This window comes from Rhizobium sp. 3T7 (assembly GCF_020166565.1).
GTDB lineage: Bacteria > Pseudomonadota > Alphaproteobacteria > Rhizobiales > Rhizobiaceae > Rhizobium.
Map to the genome: position 1 here is coordinate 25326 of NZ_JAIQXS010000016.1, position 15328 is coordinate 40653.

Annotated in this window: 17 protein-coding genes; 11 read left to right on the forward strand and 6 right to left on the reverse strand. The window is 58.8% G+C overall.

All coding sequences use genetic code 11. The features are described from left to right. Positions 1–267 precede the first annotated feature (267 nt). Positions 268–1458: a cystathionine beta-lyase gene (locus tag K9B32_RS20400; protein ID WP_224565452.1), complete on the forward strand. Its 1191-nt coding sequence runs from the start codon at positions 268–270 to the stop codon at positions 1456–1458. On the opposite strand, the gene K9B32_RS20405 is transcribed toward K9B32_RS20400, so the two are convergent. Further along, positions 1459–2610: an FAD-dependent monooxygenase gene (locus K9B32_RS20405; protein WP_224565454.1), complete on the reverse strand. Its 1152-nt coding sequence runs from the start codon at positions 2608–2610 to the stop codon at positions 1459–1461. Between the two features lie 27 nt (positions 2611–2637). Next, complete coding sequence (locus K9B32_RS20410) at positions 2638–2883, reverse strand: zinc-finger domain-containing protein (RefSeq protein WP_224565456.1); 246 nt, start codon at positions 2881–2883, stop codon at positions 2638–2640. Positions 2884–3038: 155 nt separating this feature from the next. Here K9B32_RS20410 and K9B32_RS20415 point away from each other — a divergent pair, with 155 nt between their 5' ends. From K9B32_RS20415 to clpA, 7 genes are all read left to right on the forward strand, one after another. Beyond that, the gene (locus tag K9B32_RS20415; protein ID WP_224565458.1) at positions 3039–3824 is read left to right on the forward strand and encodes an alpha/beta fold hydrolase; all 786 of its coding nucleotides are present in this window, start codon (positions 3039–3041) and stop codon (positions 3822–3824) included. Between the two features lie 116 nt (positions 3825–3940). After that, entirely contained in the window at positions 3941–4774 is an 834-nt protein-coding gene (gene cysE, locus K9B32_RS20420; RefSeq protein WP_037069840.1) for a serine O-acetyltransferase, read from the forward strand. A 126-nt stretch (positions 4775–4900) separates the two neighbouring features. Beyond that, positions 4901–5104 (forward strand): DUF3126 family protein, encoded by a 204-nt coding sequence (locus tag K9B32_RS20425; RefSeq protein WP_007532353.1) that lies wholly within the window; start codon positions 4901–4903, stop codon positions 5102–5104. A gap of 247 nt (positions 5105–5351) precedes the next feature. After that, positions 5352–5771, forward strand: coding sequence for a DUF3597 domain-containing protein (locus K9B32_RS20430; protein ID WP_224565460.1), 420 nt, complete (start codon positions 5352–5354; stop codon positions 5769–5771). Positions 5772–6001: 230 nt separating this feature from the next. After that, positions 6002–6373, forward strand: coding sequence for a phasin family protein (locus K9B32_RS20435; RefSeq protein ID WP_224565462.1), 372 nt, complete (start codon positions 6002–6004; stop codon positions 6371–6373). Positions 6374–6634: 261 nt separating this feature from the next. After that, positions 6635–6988, forward strand: coding sequence for an ATP-dependent Clp protease adapter ClpS (gene clpS, locus K9B32_RS20440; RefSeq protein WP_007790346.1), 354 nt, complete (start codon positions 6635–6637; stop codon positions 6986–6988). 10 nt (positions 6989–6998) lie between these two features. Further along, entirely contained in the window at positions 6999–9494 is a 2496-nt protein-coding gene (gene clpA, locus K9B32_RS20445) for an ATP-dependent Clp protease ATP-binding subunit ClpA (protein ID WP_224565464.1), read from the forward strand. A 98-nt stretch (positions 9495–9592) separates the two neighbouring features. Here clpA and K9B32_RS20450 read toward each other — a convergent pair whose 3' ends face one another. The 4 genes from K9B32_RS20450 to K9B32_RS20465 form a co-directional block, all read right to left on the reverse strand. After that, the gene (locus K9B32_RS20450) at positions 9593–10018 is read right to left on the reverse strand and encodes an HIT family protein (RefSeq protein WP_224565466.1); all 426 of its coding nucleotides are present in this window, start codon (positions 10016–10018) and stop codon (positions 9593–9595) included. A gap of 53 nt (positions 10019–10071) precedes the next feature. Next, positions 10072–11262, reverse strand: coding sequence for a GNAT family N-acetyltransferase (locus tag K9B32_RS20455; protein ID WP_224565468.1), 1191 nt, complete (start codon positions 11260–11262; stop codon positions 10072–10074). A 78-nt stretch (positions 11263–11340) separates the two neighbouring features. Continuing rightward, complete coding sequence (locus K9B32_RS20460; RefSeq protein ID WP_224565470.1) at positions 11341–12060, reverse strand: glycerophosphodiester phosphodiesterase; 720 nt, start codon at positions 12058–12060, stop codon at positions 11341–11343. Further along, positions 12057–12527 (reverse strand): RidA family protein, encoded by a 471-nt coding sequence (locus tag K9B32_RS20465; RefSeq protein WP_224565472.1) that lies wholly within the window; start codon positions 12525–12527, stop codon positions 12057–12059. Before K9B32_RS20465 ends, K9B32_RS20460 begins: the two co-directional genes overlap by 4 nt. Before the next feature lie 137 nt (positions 12528–12664). On the opposite strand from K9B32_RS20465, the gene K9B32_RS20470 reads away from it, so the two are divergent. From K9B32_RS20470 to rpsB, 3 genes are all read left to right on the forward strand, one after another. After that, complete coding sequence (locus K9B32_RS20470) at positions 12665–13501, forward strand: cell envelope integrity EipB family protein (RefSeq protein WP_224565474.1); 837 nt, start codon at positions 12665–12667, stop codon at positions 13499–13501. Positions 13502–13614: 113 nt separating this feature from the next. Next, positions 13615–14331: a pentapeptide repeat-containing protein gene (locus tag K9B32_RS20475; protein ID WP_224565476.1), complete on the forward strand. Its 717-nt coding sequence runs from the start codon at positions 13615–13617 to the stop codon at positions 14329–14331. 227 nt (positions 14332–14558) lie between these two features. After that, the gene (rpsB, locus tag K9B32_RS20480) at positions 14559–15326 is read left to right on the forward strand and encodes a 30S ribosomal protein S2 (protein WP_007790363.1); all 768 of its coding nucleotides are present in this window, start codon (positions 14559–14561) and stop codon (positions 15324–15326) included. Positions 15327–15328 lie beyond the last annotated feature (2 nt).

Consider the following 15328-nt stretch of genomic DNA (forward strand, 5'->3'; position numbering starts at 1 on the left):
ATCACAGTCGCAAATGTCACCACGGTCAAGTGTCGCAGTGAAAGATTGCGTGATATTTCGGCAATTCCCTAATTGAGGAGCACAAAATGAGCAGATGGCTATCGAATTGGCGGCCTTTGCCGAAAAAAATCGCGCAGAACCGCTGATATATCTGGGGAATCTGCATGACAGGGATGCTGCACGTGGTCCGGCTTCGGGGTTGACCGATCGTTTCGTGCGGTTCAAGAGTTTGCCGACCGCATCCCCACCGCCAAAGGCATTTCCAATATGAATGATAAAGAAGGCCCGCTTCAGAACGCTGGCATCAACACGCGCCTTGCCCACCTCGGCAACGACCCGGCCGAATTCCATGGCTTCGTCAATCCGCCGGTCGTCCACGCCTCGACAGTGCTCTTTCCAAATGCACGAGCAATGGAAACCCGTGCGCAGAAGTACACGTACGGAACGCGCGGGACCCCGACAACCGATGCCCTTTGCGAGGCGATCGATGCCCTGGAAGGGTCGGCTGGAACGATTCTCGTGCCATCGGGCCTTGCGGCTGTTACCGTCCCGTTCCTGGCGTTCCTCTCGGCCGGCGACCACGCTTTGATCGTCGATTCGGTTTATGGGCCGACCCGGCATTTCTGCGATACGATGCTGAAGCGCCTCGGCGTTGAGGTCGACTACTACGATCCGCTGGTGGGCGCGGGCATCGAAGCGCTGATCAAGCCGAACACCAAGCTCGTCCATACGGAAGCGCCAGGCTCGAATACTTTCGAAATGCAGGATATTCCGACGATTGCCGCAATCGCGCACAAGCACGGTGCGGTGGTGACGATGGACAACACCTGGGCGACGCCGGTCTACTTCAAGCCGCTCGACTTCGGCGCCGACATCTCCATTCACGCCGCCACGAAATACCCGTCCGGGCACTCCGATATCTTGATGGGGACGGTCTCGGCAAATGCCAAATATTGGCCGCAGCTCCATGAAGCGAACATAACGCTTGGCATTTGCGGCGCCCCCGACGACGCCTATCAGATCCTGCGCGGGTTGCGCACCATGGGTGTGCGCCTGGAGCGCCATTACGAGAGCGCGCTCACGATCGCCAAGTGGCTTGAGGGCAGGGAGGATGTCGCCACGGTGCTGCATCCGGCGCTGCCGAGCTTCCCGTCGCACGAATTGTGGAAGCGCGATTTCAAGGGGGCGAGCGGCATCTTCTCCTTCGTGCTCGCCGTCGACGCCCCGGAGAAGTTCAAGGCCAAGGCGCACGCTTTCCTCGACGCGCTGCGGATATTCGGTCTTGGCTGGTCGTGGGGCGGTTTCGAGAGTCTCGCCATTCATGTTAATTTGAACGATCGTCGCATTCGAAAAGCGCCAAGCGAAGGACCGGTCATCCGCTTGCAGATCGGGCTTGAAGATGTCGTCGATATCAAGGCCGATATCGAACGTGGCTTTGCCGCAGTCAAGGCTGTCTGATCAGGCGCCTGCGCGGTAGCCGTAAATCCAGTCGAGATCCGCCGCGAGACTTTGCGGCGGCCGCAGCGCTAGGACGATGTCACGCCCTACACGTATCGGTCCGCGGGCGTGATAGGCAAACTGGTTGAATGCGCCGCGCTGACGAAGCCGTGCTATCCGCGGGGTGCGATGTGCTTCGTACAACCGCAGCGCTTCGGCAACCGGCCGTGTTGCCACGAACATCGCCAGCTCAAAGGCGTCTTCAATCGCCATTGCAGCACCCTGTGCCGCAAAGGGCATCATTGCATGTGCAGCGTCGCCAATAAGGACGCAATCGCGGCCATTTTGCCAACGCCCATTTGTCGTTTCATAGAGAGGCCAGAAGGTGATGTCGCCTGTCTTGGAGAAAAGTCTGGCCACGGCAGGATGCCATCGGGAAAACCGCGAAAGCAGCTGTTGACGCTGCGCTTCCGTCGGTTGCGTCGTCCAGTCATGCGACGCGGCATTGCCGGCGGTGATCGCCACCATATTGAAACTGCTGGTTTCTCGAAGCGGATAACAGACGAGATGGGCTGACGGACCAAGGAATGCCGAGACGCTCGTGCGTTCAAGAAAGGTGGGTGCGTTTGCCGCGTTAATCGTGAAGCGGTAGGCGATGTTGCCGGAGAACCGTGGTGAGGGGCTGCCTTCGATGTCTTCCCGAACCTGCGACCAGACGCCGTCGGCGCCAATCAGAAGATCCGCCGGGCGTGTTAGCTCCGACAATGTCCGGCCCTTGATCCGCGCTCCAAGATGCAGTTTGCAAAGCGGCTCTTTGGCGACGGCGTCAAACAGCGTCCGCTGCAAGGTGGAGCGATGGAGGACACCATAGGGCGCACCCCACCGGGCACGTGCAAATCCACCAGCAGGGACGGTTGCGAGCTGACGCAGCGTCGTTCCGGACATAAGCCGAATGGAGTCTGGCTCGAGCCAGGCGTCAGTCAGGCGCTCGAGGATGCCCAGTTCCGCCAGAATACGTGAAGCATTCGGCGAAATCTGCAGACCGGCCCCGACTTCAGTCAGTTCAGGTGCCTGCTCGAAAATCTCGGAGCTGATGCCGCACCGAGCCATCGCCAGTGCAGCCGCAAGGCCCGCTACGCCCGCGCCGACAATGGCGGCATGTTCAGCCGGCATAGGCTGTCCGATCTTAAATTGGGGGTGTCAGGCTGCCCTGACGTGGAAGACGCAGCCAGCCGGATTGGTCTGGTTTGCCTTCAGCGCACCGTTGAAGCGATAAAGGGTCGAGCAGTACGAGCAGACCTTCTCGTTCTCGTCGCCCATGTCGATGAAGATGTGCGGGTGATCGAACGGAACAGAGGCGCCGGTGCACATGAACTCTTTCACACCGACTTCGATAACGCGGTGTCCGCCGTCGTTCTGGAAGTGGGGAATGTTGTGGCCGGCCATGTTCGTCTCCGAATGCTTTGTAACGTGCGCGGACCTTATAGTCGTTCACCACAAATGTGTAGAGCCAAAGAGAAGAGGGACGCACAGTTTTTGCAACTGCGAGGGTTTCAGTTCGACGACCTATAAAATATGGTCCGGCAAAAAAGGACAGTCCGATGAACTTGAATACGCCCGCCTTTTCCAGCTTCACGCATGATGGTCTGAAGCTTGCCTTCTTCGACGAAGGCGATCCGTCCGGGGCGCCGGTGCTGCTGATCCACGGATTTGCCTCCAGCGCCAACGTGAACTGGGTTCATCCGGGTTGGCTGAAGACGCTGGGCGAGGCGGGTTATCGCGTCATCGCCATAGACAATCGCGGACATGGTGCAAGCGACAAGCCACGCGACGCCGAGGCCTATCGTCCGTGGCATATGGCCAGCGACGCGGTCGCGCTCCTCGATCACCTCGGAATTCCGGAAGCCAACATCATGGGCTATTCGATGGGAGCCCGCATTTCCGTGTTCACGGCGCTTGCCAATCCAGATCGCGTCCGCTCGCTGGTACTCGGCGGTCTCGGGATCGGCATGACGGATGGTGTCGGCGATTGGGATCCGATTGCGGATGCTTTGCTGGCGCCGTCGCTCGATGATGTTATCCACGATCGCGGACGCATGTTCCGTGCTTTTGCCGATCAGACGAAAAGCGACCGCGACGCGCTCGCTGCCTGTATCAAGGGATCGCGTGATCTTGTCGCACGATCCGACATGGCGAAAATCGACGCTCCGACACTAATCGGCGTTGGAACGAGGGATGACATCGCGGGTTCCGCTCAGGAGCTTGCGGCATTGATGCCCCATGCCCAGGCGCTTGATATTCCTGGCCGCGATCACATGCTGGCCGTGGGAGACCGGGTTTTCAAGAAGGCGGTGCTGGAGTTCTTCGTCGAAGTCTCCGGACGGTGACGCGGGATTTGTCGTGGCGGTTCGAGCACCGCAGGAACGATTCCCCAAGCACCCATTTATGTTAACAGGTTTTTGCCCTATATAGAGCCGATCCTACGCATACGAGGAGACCTTTCATGGTCGCAAAGACAGACATTCGCTCCCTTGAGACAGGCAATCCTCTCAAGGTGATGGATCCGATCTGGGACAGCCTGCGCGAGGAAGCGCGTGCTGCCGCAGAAAATGATCCGGTGCTGGCCGCATTTCTCTACTCGACCGTGCTCAACTACCGGTCGCTCGAAGAGTGCGTGATCTACCGCATCTGTGAACGTCTCGACCATCCGGACATGCAAGCGATCCTGTTGCGCCAGACGTTCGATCAGATGCTGGAGGACTGGCCCGAGTGGAGTGCCATTTTGCGCGTCGACATCCAGGCGATCTATGATCGCGACCCCGCATGCCTGCGCTTCATGGAAGCTGTGCTCTATTTCAAGGGATTCCACGCGCTGCAGACACACCGCCTGGCGCATTGGCTGCTGAACCGCGGCCGGCGCGATCTGGCGCTATATCTGCAGAGCAGATCGTCGAGCGTTTTCCAGACCGACATCAATCCCGCGGCGCGTATCGGCAGGGGTATTTTCCTCGATCATGCCACGGGGTTGGTCGTTGGTGAAACCGCTGTGATCGGCGACAACGTGTCCATCCTGCACGGCGTCACGCTCGGTGGCACCGGCAAGGAAGGCTCGGACCGGCATCCAAAGATCGGCAGCGGTGTCCTGATCGGCGCCGGCGCGAAGATTCTCGGCAACATCGAGATCGGTTATTGCTCGCGCGTTGCCGCTGGCTCCGTTGTGCTGAAGGCGGTGCCGCCCAAGACGACCGTGGCGGGTGTGCCGGCCAAGGTGGTCGGAGAAGCAGGGTGTTCGGAACCGTCGCGAATAATGGATCAGGTGATCGGCGCGGATATTTGAGCCGCGCGCGCCTTAACAGTGTGGCATATCGGCGGGGATAGCGTTCATGCGTCTGTCCCCGTGCCTTTACAGCGCCGTCTTTCCCATGCAAGAAGCGGCCAACCGAGACCGCTCAGGAGATGCAGTGTGAAGCCCGAAGAAATCAAGAAGCTCGACGCCTATTTCAAGCGCACGTTCAACCCGCAGGTGATCGTCAAGGCACGCCCGCGAAAGAACGATTCCGCTGAAGTCTATCTCGGCGAAGAATTTCTGGGCGTCGTCTATATCGATGACGAGGACGGCGACCGCTCCTACAATTTCTCGATGGCGATCCTCGACGTCGATCTCTGATCTGTGATTGACGGGCGGCCTGTCTTTTTGCCGCCCGTCTATCAGCTCGCACCCAAGCGGCTGGCTTCTCATGGGCCGCTCGATCGATTTGCGACGCGGCTCGAGCTTGATCTCGCACACCTCCGATTGTTTCTTTTCGCGAGGCAATCTCTAGCGGAAAATTGGACTTCCTTCTCTGGACCCGTCCGCAGAATGCTCCATCTCCTCCGCTGAGCATGTGCTCTGGCCCTAAGGAGGGATGCCGAGAATGGGTATTTTCGACAAGATCAAGAATGCGATTTTTGGTGAAGCCGTGGCCGCTTCGGTCACTCCGTCCGCCATACCCGCTCCATCGTCGACCGTAGCAGCACCAGGCGCTGCGCCCGCAGCCACGCCGCAGCCGGCACCGACGCCAGCCGCCGCAGCAGCTCCGATTGACATCGTGCCGCTGTTGGACGCGGCGGTGAAGAAGAGCGGACAGAAGTTGGATTGGCGTCATTCGATCGTTGACCTCATGAAGGCGGTCGGCATGGACGCGAGCCTTGTGGAGCGCAGGGAGCTCGCGGCGGAGCTCGGCTTCAAAGGCGATCCGCACGACACCGCCACCATGAACATGTTTCTGCACAAGGCTTTGATGAAACGACTTGCCGAGAACGGCGGAAAGGTTCCAGCTGAGCTTCTCGATTGACGGCTCGATGCTATTGGCGCCGCGGCGACATTTTTAGCAAAGCTTCTGGTTGCGGCGCGCCTGATATATTTTAGCAAAATCAGTTATTGAGATATGGCCATCCTGCGCTGCTGAAAAGCGAGGATTCAGGTATGCAATCAGGGATTGTTTTGCGATGCACAATGCTGCTTGACTATTTGTGCATTGCAGCTACGCTTCACCTGCCGCAAAGGCCAAGGAGGATGATGGTCATGTTGAACTTCGATGAAGCCAACCGGAAGAGCAAGGAAGCCATGGATACGGTGCTGAAGAGCTATTCGGATACCGCCAAGGGCTTTCAGGCAATCGCGGCCGAAGCCGTAGAATATTCAAAAAAATCCTTCCAGGATACGGTTACGCATTTCGAAAGCCTGTCTGGGGCGCGCAGCTTCGAAGCTGCGTTCGAACTGCAGACCAACTATGTGAAAACCGCATACGAGAACTTCGTGACCGAAGCCACCAAGCTCGGTGAGATGTATTCCGATCTCGCCAAGAGCGCCTACAAGCCCTACGAAGGGCCTGTTGCCACAACGACCGCGAAGGCGACGAAAGCGGCTGCAGTCGTCGCGCCCGCCGCGGCATAAAGATACGCGGCGAGAGCCTCATAGCTCTTGAAAAACGGAGACCGGCTACGCATCTGCGGCCGGTCTTTTCTTTTTTCACGATGCCTGTTGGCTGGCCATCGCCAGTTTCTGTGTCTTTGCGTCGAGACCGGCCGAATTGTGATTGCAGTGTGAAACGAGGGGCTTAAAATCGCTCCAGGATGAACTAAGTTAGTATTTCGAATATTCGGCGGGGAATACTCCTCCCAAGGCCCCGTTGGACTGATCGAGGAATGAAAGAAAATGATCGCAGCGCCGATCCGGATGCAAAACGACAGCGAAAGGAACGGGGACAACGGAAATCGCGGAACCTCGGTCATCACACGCACGAAGCCGAAGACCAAGAAGCCCAATCTCTACCGCGTGCTACTCTTGAATGACGACTACACTCCCATGGAATTTGTCATTCATATCCTCGAGCGTTTTTTTCAGAAGGATCGTGAAAGTGCCACCCGCATCATGCTGCACGTCCACAATCATGGTGTCGGTGAATGCGGAATATTTACATACGAGGTAGCGGAGACGAAGGTGAGCCAGGTGATGGACTTCGCCCGACAGCACCAGCATCCGCTGCAATGCGTCATGGAAAAGAAGTGAGGATCTGAACGTGCCAACATTTTCGCCTAGTCTTGAGAAGGCGCTCCATCAGGCACTGACCTTTGCCAACGAGCGGCATCACGAATATGCCACGCTCGAGCATCTGCTGCTCGCCCTGATCGACGATGCCGATGCGGCCGCGGTTATGGGGGCCTGCAATGTCGACCTCGACGCGCTGCGCAAAACGCTTGTTGAATATGTCGATAACGAACTCTCCAATTTGGTCACCGGCTATGATGAGGACTCCAAGCCGACCTCCGGCTTCCAGCGCGTTATCCAGCGAGCGGTGATCCATGTGCAGTCATCCGGTCGCGAGGAGGTCACAGGGGCAAACGTCCTGGTTGCCATTTTTGCCGAACGTGAGAGCCATGCTGCTTACTTCCTGCAGGAGCAGGAGATGACCCGCTACGATGCTGTCAATTATATCTCCCACGGGATCGGCAAGCGTCCGGGCTCATCCGAGTCGCGTCCGCCGCGTGGCGCCGACGATGGCGAATCCGAGAGCAAGCCGGCTTCGCGCGGCAGCGGTGATCAGGAAGAGAACGGCTCCAAGAAGCAGCAGGACGCTCTGAAGGCTTACTGCGTGAATCTCAATGAGAAGGCCAAGAGCGGCAAGATCGATCCGTTGATCGGCCGTCAGGCCGAGGTCAATCGCACAATCCAGGTTCTCTGCCGTCGCTCGAAGAACAACCCGCTCTACGTTGGTGACCCAGGCGTCGGCAAGACGGCGATCGCCGAAGGCCTTGCCAAACGCATCGTCGAAGGCAAGGTGCCGGAAGCACTGGCAGACGCCACAATCTTCTCGCTGGATATGGGCACCCTTCTTGCCGGTACACGCTATCGCGGCGATTTCGAAGAGCGCCTGAAGCAGGTCGTCAAGGAACTGGAAGAGTATCCGGGCGCCGTGCTGTTCATCGACGAGATCCACACCGTCATCGGCGCAGGCGCGACCTCGGGCGGCGCGATGGATGCCTCAAACCTCTTGAAGCCGGCTCTGTCCTCGGGTGCGATCCGTTGCATCGGTTCGACGACCTATAAGGAATACCGCCAGTTCTTCGAGAAGGACCGTGCTCTGGTTCGCCGCTTCCAGAAGATCGACGTCAACGAACCGTCGATTGATGATGCGATCGAAATCATGAAGGGCCTGAAACCTTATTTCGAAGAGTATCATCACTTGCGTTACTCAAACGAGGCGATCAAGACGGCTGTCGAGCTGTCAGCCCGCTACATTTCGGATCGCAAGCTGCCCGACAAGGCGATCGACGTTATCGATGAGACTGGTGCTGCCCAGATGCTGCTGCCGCCTTCCAAGCGCCGCAAGCTAATCACTGAGAAGGAGATCGAGGCAACGGTCGCAACAATGGCGCGTATCCCGCCGAAGACGGTGTCGAAGGATGACGAAGCTGTCCTTGCCAACCTCGAGCAAGAACTGCGTTCCGTCGTCTACGGCCAGGACAAGGCGATCGAGGCGCTGTCGACCTCGATCAAGCTCGCTCGCGCGGGCCTGCGCGAACCGAACAAGCCGATCGGCTCCTACGTCTTCTCCGGCCCGACCGGCGTCGGCAAGACCGAGGTTGCCAAACAGCTGGCGTCGTCGCTCGGCGTTGAACTCCTGCGCTTCGACATGTCGGAGTACATGGAGCGGCATACGGTGTCGCGTCTGCTCGGAGCACCTCCCGGCTATGTCGGTTTCGACCAGGGCGGCCTCCTGACCGATGGCGTCGACCAGCACCCGCATTGCGTTGTGCTGCTCGATGAAATCGAGAAGGCGCATCCTGACATCTACAACATTCTGTTGCAGGTGATGGACCACGGCACGCTGACCGACCACAACGGCAAGAAGATCGACTTCCGTAACGTTATCCTGATCATGACGACAAATGCGGGTGCGTCGGAGATGGCCAAGGCCGCGATCGGCTTCGGCTCGTCCAAGCGCACAGGCGAGGACGAGGAGGCGTTGACGCGCCTGTTCACGCCCGAGTTCCGTAACCGTCTCGACGCGATCATCCCGTTCGCGGCGCTTCCGACGGAGGTCATCCACAAGGTCGTGCAGAAGTTCATCATGCAACTCGAAGCTCAGCTTTCCGAGCGGAATGTGACCTTCGATCTGCAGGAAGATGCCATCGCCTGGCTGGCCGAAAAGGGCTACGACGACAAGATGGGAGCCCGCCCGCTTGCCCGCGTCATCCAGGACGTCATCAAGAAGCCACTGGCCAACGAAATCCTCTTCGGCAAGCTGCGGAAGGGCGGCGTCGTCCACGTCACCGTCGGTCCGAAGGAAGACGGCAAGCCCGGCATCATCCTGGAAGCGGTGCCGGACAGCGCGCCGATCAAGCCGAAACCGGAAGCCGAAGTCGCGCATCCCGAGGCCGATGATGAGGATGATGGCGAGCTGAAGACGAAGGCCCGCGCGAAGAAGGCGATGGCCAAGAAGGCGAAGGCAGTCGCTGAGGCGAAGAGCCCGCCCAGGAAGGGCAGCGCGGTTCCCAGGGTCCCGAAGAAGTAAATGAAGAAGGCGGCCACATGTGCCGCCTTCTTCTTTGCTGAAGTACGCAATCGTTTAGGGGATAACTACGCGGACGTGAGACCGCGACTAGAGCCTGATCAAAGCTCGGCCCTGATCTTCTCGGCGTTGGCCGCGAGCACCGTATTGTCCTCGATCTGGCCCGAATGCGGACGCAGCGCCATGCCCTCGTAGCGCGGGATCACGTGGAAATGCAGGTGGAAGATGGACTGGCCGGCGGCCGGTTCGTTGAACTGGCAGACGAGGACGCCGTCAGCATCGAATGCTTCCTTGACGGCATTGGCGATCTTCTGCACGATCGGGATCGTCCGCACAAGAACCGCCGGATCGGCATCGAGAATATTGCGTGACGCCGCTTTGGGAACGACGAGCACATGGCCTGGTGCCTGCGGCATCACGTCCATGAAGGCAACAGTGTTCTCATCCTCAAAAATTCGGTGTGACGGAATTTCGCCGCGCAGGATCTTGGCGAAGATATTGTTGCTGTCGTAGGCGGCGCTGGTCATACGAAATTTCCTCTTTGCTGCTGTAATCGCGTAGCGCGACAGGGGCGAAAGCGTCAATCCTCCTGCTGGCGCTCGCCCTTTCGAAATGGGCTGTGCTCCGTCAGGATCTCGTTCATCTGTTCGACGTCGTCGCGCTCCCGATCGAGATAGTCGGCGATCGCCCGGCGCAACCCCGCATGTGCAACATAATGCGCGGAGTGGGTTGTCACCGGCAGGTAACCTCGTGCCAGCTTGTGTTCGCCCTGTGCTCCGGCTTCAACACGCTTGAGGCCCTTTGCCAGAGCGAAGTCGATCGCCTGATGATAACAGACCTCGAAATGCAGGTATGGGTGGTCCTCGATGCATCCCCAGTGTCGGCCATAGAGCGTATCGCCACCGATGAAGTTGATCGCCCCGGCAATGTAGCGACCGTCGCGTTTTGCCATGACGAGCAGGATATCGTCCGGCATACGCTCGCCGATCAGCGAGTAGAACTTGCGCGTCAGGTACGGCCGGCCCCACTTTCGGCCGCCTGTATCCATATAAAAGGCGAAGAACTGGTCCCAGATGCGTTCGGTTAGATCGCTGCCGGTCAGCCAATCGATGCTGATGCCGTGTTCGAGGGCGGTGCGGCGTTCCTTGCGAAGTGCCTTGCGCTTGCGCGACGCTAGCGTCTCAAGAAACTCCTCGTGATTGGCATAGCCTTCATTGATGAAATGGAACTGCTGGTCAGTCCTATGCAGGTAATCCTCGCCCTCGAAGATGCCAATCTCGTCCTCGGGTACGAACGTAATATGGGCGGAAGACACGCCAAGCCGGCGCACGACTTCCTGGAGGCTCTCGGCTATGGCATGCTGGATCGGCAGGCGCTGCAAACCTTCGGCGACAAGCAGACGCGGGCCGGTCGCAGGGGTAAAGGGAATGGAGCATTGCAGCTTCGGATAATACCGTCCGCCCGCTCGTTCGAAGGCATCGGCCCAGCCGTGGTCGAAAACATACTCGCCCTGGCTATGATTCTTCAGGTAGCCGGGGAGGGCGCCGATGAGGTCGCCTTTGTCCGTTTCCAATAGCAGATGGTGGCCCATCCAGCCGGTTTGCGCCGTCGCTGATCCCGATTCCTCGAGCGAGGACAGAAAAGCATGCGACACGAAGGGATTGTAGGCGAGGGTGTTGCCTTTCGAGGAGGCCCCGGAAAGCCGTGACCAGCTCTCCTGGGATATCGCGGTGAAAGACCGCTCGATGCGGATTGAAAGTTCGTCTGTCATGGAGCGAATGCGAGACCGTTTGGGAGGAGAATAGGGCTCACCATCAGTCTGCGCATGATCTTGTCCAAAAAGCGAGCGTCAAACCGAAACGCGCGGATCGAATCCCTCGAATGTCATCTGGTCGGCATTCTCGAACGTGTGCTTGCGACCCTTTTCGTCACGCACGGTCCAGGTGATGACCACGATGCCCTTTTCGCGCTGCGCCGTGATGAACGGGTTCGGCAGATCGGCGAAGAAATAAGAAATGAAGTCGAGGCCGAGTGCCATGGCCTTTTCATGCACTTCGAACTCTTCCGGTTTGTTACCTCCTGCTGTTAGGCCAAGCGGATAGGGCGCATTGAGGGCCTTCAGATCCCGAAGCAGCCAGTGGTCAAAGCTCATCAGGGCGACCTTGCCTTCGTAGGCTTCCAGCACGTCTAGCACCGCTTCCGCAAATCCTTCGTCATCGGCCTCGCGGCCTTTCAGTTCGATGACCAGAGGTACCTGGCCCTTTACGAGATCGAGCAGCTGCCGCAGCGTCGGGATCTTGTCGGCTGTCCCGCCGACGGAGATGAGGCCGAGTTCCCTGGACGTACGCTCGCGCACATCTCCCTTGAGCTTGCAGAGGCGCTCCAGATCCTCGTCGTGGAAGACAATCGGGACACCGTCGGAGGCATAGTGCAGATCGCACTCGATCGCGAAGCCTGCTTCGACCGCGCGCGAAAAGGCAGAGAGCGTATTTTCCCACACGGCCTTGTTGAGGTCGTGATAGCCGCGATGGGCGACCGGCTGTTCCTTGAGCCATGCAGCTGAGGTCATTGGGCAATTTCCACGATCGCATCGATTTCGACAGCGGCGTTCATCGGCAGGGCGGCCATGCCGACGGCGGCGCGGGCATGCTTGCCGGCCTCACCGAGGATGCCTGCAATCAGGTTGGAGGCGCCATTGATCACGAGGTGCTGTTCGACGAAGTCAGGCGTGGAGGCGACGAAGCCGTTGAGCTTGATGAAGCGCTTGATGCGACCGAGATCGCCGCCGAGAGCAGCACGCGCTTGGGAAAGGATGTTGATGGCACAGAGTTCCGCGGCACGTTGGCCAGTCGCAACGTCGACATTCTTGCCGAGATGTCCGGAGACGGCGATCTTGCCGCCTTCGAGCGGCAGCTGGCCGGATATGTAGAGGAGGTTTCCGCTGATAATGTAGGGAACGTAGTTTGCGGCCGGGGCCGCGGCCTCAGGCAGGGATATCCCCATTTCTTTCAGGCGCGCAGCGATTTGATCGGACATTTTCCTCTCCGCTTTTATTGTCAATAGTTCTAAAATTATGCATCAAGGCTTGGAATCTAGATTGTGACATTTTCGAGCCTCGATTTGGCCGAAAGCGTTCTTATAACATTGCAGGCGAGTCCAACAGGAGATTGTCAATGTTCCGATCCAGTCTTGCCGCACTTCTTCTGGCGAGCGCTTCGACGACCGTCTATGCGGCCGCGCCAGCAACGAGTGCCGCGATTGCGACCGGTCTTGTCGCTCATCGGGCGGTCTATGATCTGGAATTGAAGGATGCCTCCGAACGCTCCGGCATTTCAGGCATGTCGGGCCGCATGGTTTACGAGTTCGACGGCAACTACTGCACGGGCTTCACCACCAACTTCCGCTTCGTGACGCAGATCGATACGGGCGATGCCGTCCGCGTCAGCGACCAGCAGACGAAGACCTTCGAGAACGTCAAGGACCGCAGGTTCACCTTCGACACCAAATCCTTCACCGACGACCAGCTTGACAAAGAAGTCAACGGTGCCGCGCAGGACCAGGCTGAAGGCGTAAAGGTTGCCTTGACCCAGCCGACCAGCAAGGAGTTGCAGCTTGCCGCAAGCCGGTTCCCGACGGAACATATGTTGGACGTGATCCAGAACGCCAAGGCTGGCAAGCGCCTGTTCGAGGCGCGTGTCTTCGACGGCTCGGATGATGGGGATAAGGCGCTGGTCACGACGACTGTCGTCGGCAAACAGGTTGCGCCTGCGGCCGATGAGGCCGATGCCGGCAATGCCGGTGCCTTTGCGAAGGCTGCCTTCTGGCCGGTCACGATCTCGTATTTCAATGAGAACACAAAGACGGACGCCTTGCCCGTCTACAGGATGTCGTTCAAGCTCTACGAAAATGGTATTACGCGTGATTTAACGATGGACTATGGCGATTTTGTTCTAAGCGGCAGGCTTGCGAAGCTCGAACTGCTCGATAGCAAATCGGCTGCGTGCAAATAATCGTCGTGGACGCTCGCCGCGACGATTGTCGGTATGTCTAAGTAAACCCTCTCTATGCTAGGAATCCGAAAGGGCGCTGATTTGGGCGTAAGAGTCGGATTGGAGTGAGGATCTTGGCGATACGGCATGATGTACTGAGTGGTGGACTGTCCGGCATCTCAACCGGACTGATCGCGTTGACGTTGCTCGCGAGCGCTCCCGCATTGGCGTCGAATTGCAGCAGCACACCGGTGGCAGGCATCGATTGGAGCGGGTGCAGCAAGAAGAATGTCATGCTGCAGGGGAGCGACTTTCAGGGTGCCAACCTGGCTGACGCCGATCTCAGTCTGACCAATCTCAGCGGCACGAACCTGACCTCCGCGAATCTAGAAAAGGCGACGCTGGTGCGCGCCTGGTTCACGGGGGCGCAGGCAGGCAACGCGAACTTCTCGAAGATCGAGGCCTATCGGTCCGGCTTCGAGAATGTCTTCGCGGAAGGGGCGTCGTTTGCCGGCGCGGAACTGCAGCGCGCCAATTTCAACGGCGCAAAGCTCAGCGGCGCCAATTTCGAGAAAGCCGAGCTCGGTCGTGCGAGCTTCAGCAAGGCGGTGCTGACTGGCGCTAGGTTTTCGCTCGCCAATCTTTCGCGTGCGGACCTCAGCGGCGCCAGTTTTGACGGGCCGATCGCCTTCGATCGTGCCTTCATGTTTTTGACGCGAATCGAAGGGCTTGATCTGTCCGCCGCAACGGGCCTTGAACAAGCGCAGGTCGATCTCGCTTGCGGCGATGCGAAGACGAAACTGCCGACCGGCCTTTCCGCGCCGGCAAGCTGGCCATGTGCCTCCGATTGACGGAGCGTCGTGACGACACGCCCATACGAACGATCCCCCGCGACTTCCTTTGTCGCTTTTTTCGCTGGAAGCCTTGATTTTCCGCCGAAGGGGGGGTAAGGGCACCCGCATTCCACACGTAAGGCATGGGATTGTCCGGGAGAAATCCGGATGGTTCCGCCCGGTGGCATTCTCAAAGAGGATGCTGTTAGCCTTGCGGAGGTTCAACCGGAAAAGGATAACAAGGCATGGCATTGCCCGATTTCTCTATGCGCCAGCTCCTCGAGGCAGGCGTCCACTTCGGCCACCAGACGCACCGCTGGAACCCGAAGATGAAGCCGTACATTTTCGGCGATCGTAACAACATCCACATCATCGACCTCGCTCAGACCGTTCCGATGCTGTCGCGCGCCCTGCAGGTTGTCTCAGACACCGTTGCTCGTGGTGGCCGCGTTCTCTTCGTCGGCACCAAGCGCCAGGCTTCTGAGCTCATCGCTGACTCGGCCAAGCGTTCCGCTCAGTACTACGTCAACTCGCGTTGGCTCGGCGGCATGATGACCAACTGGAAGACGATCTCCAACTCGATCCAGCGCCTGCGCAAGCTCGACGAAATCCTTAGCTCCGAGCAGTCCGGCTACTCCAAGAAGGAACGCCTGACCCTCGAGCGCGAGCGCGAAAAGCTCGACAAGGCTCTCGGTGGTATCAAGGACATGGGCGGCACGCCGGACCTGATGTTCATCATCGACACCAACAAGGAAAAGATCGCGATCGACGAAGCCAAGCGCCTCGGCATCCCGGTTGTCGCAATCATCGACTCGAACTGCGACCCGGACCTGATCGACTATCCGATCCCGGGCAACGACGACGCTTCGCGCGCCATCGCTCTCTACTGCGACCTGATCGCGCGCGCTGCCATCGACGGTATCGCTCGCCAGCAGAGCTCGTCGGGCCGCGACCTCGGTGCATCGATCGAAGCTCCGGTTGAGCCGGCACTCGAAGGCGAAGCCGAAGCCTGATA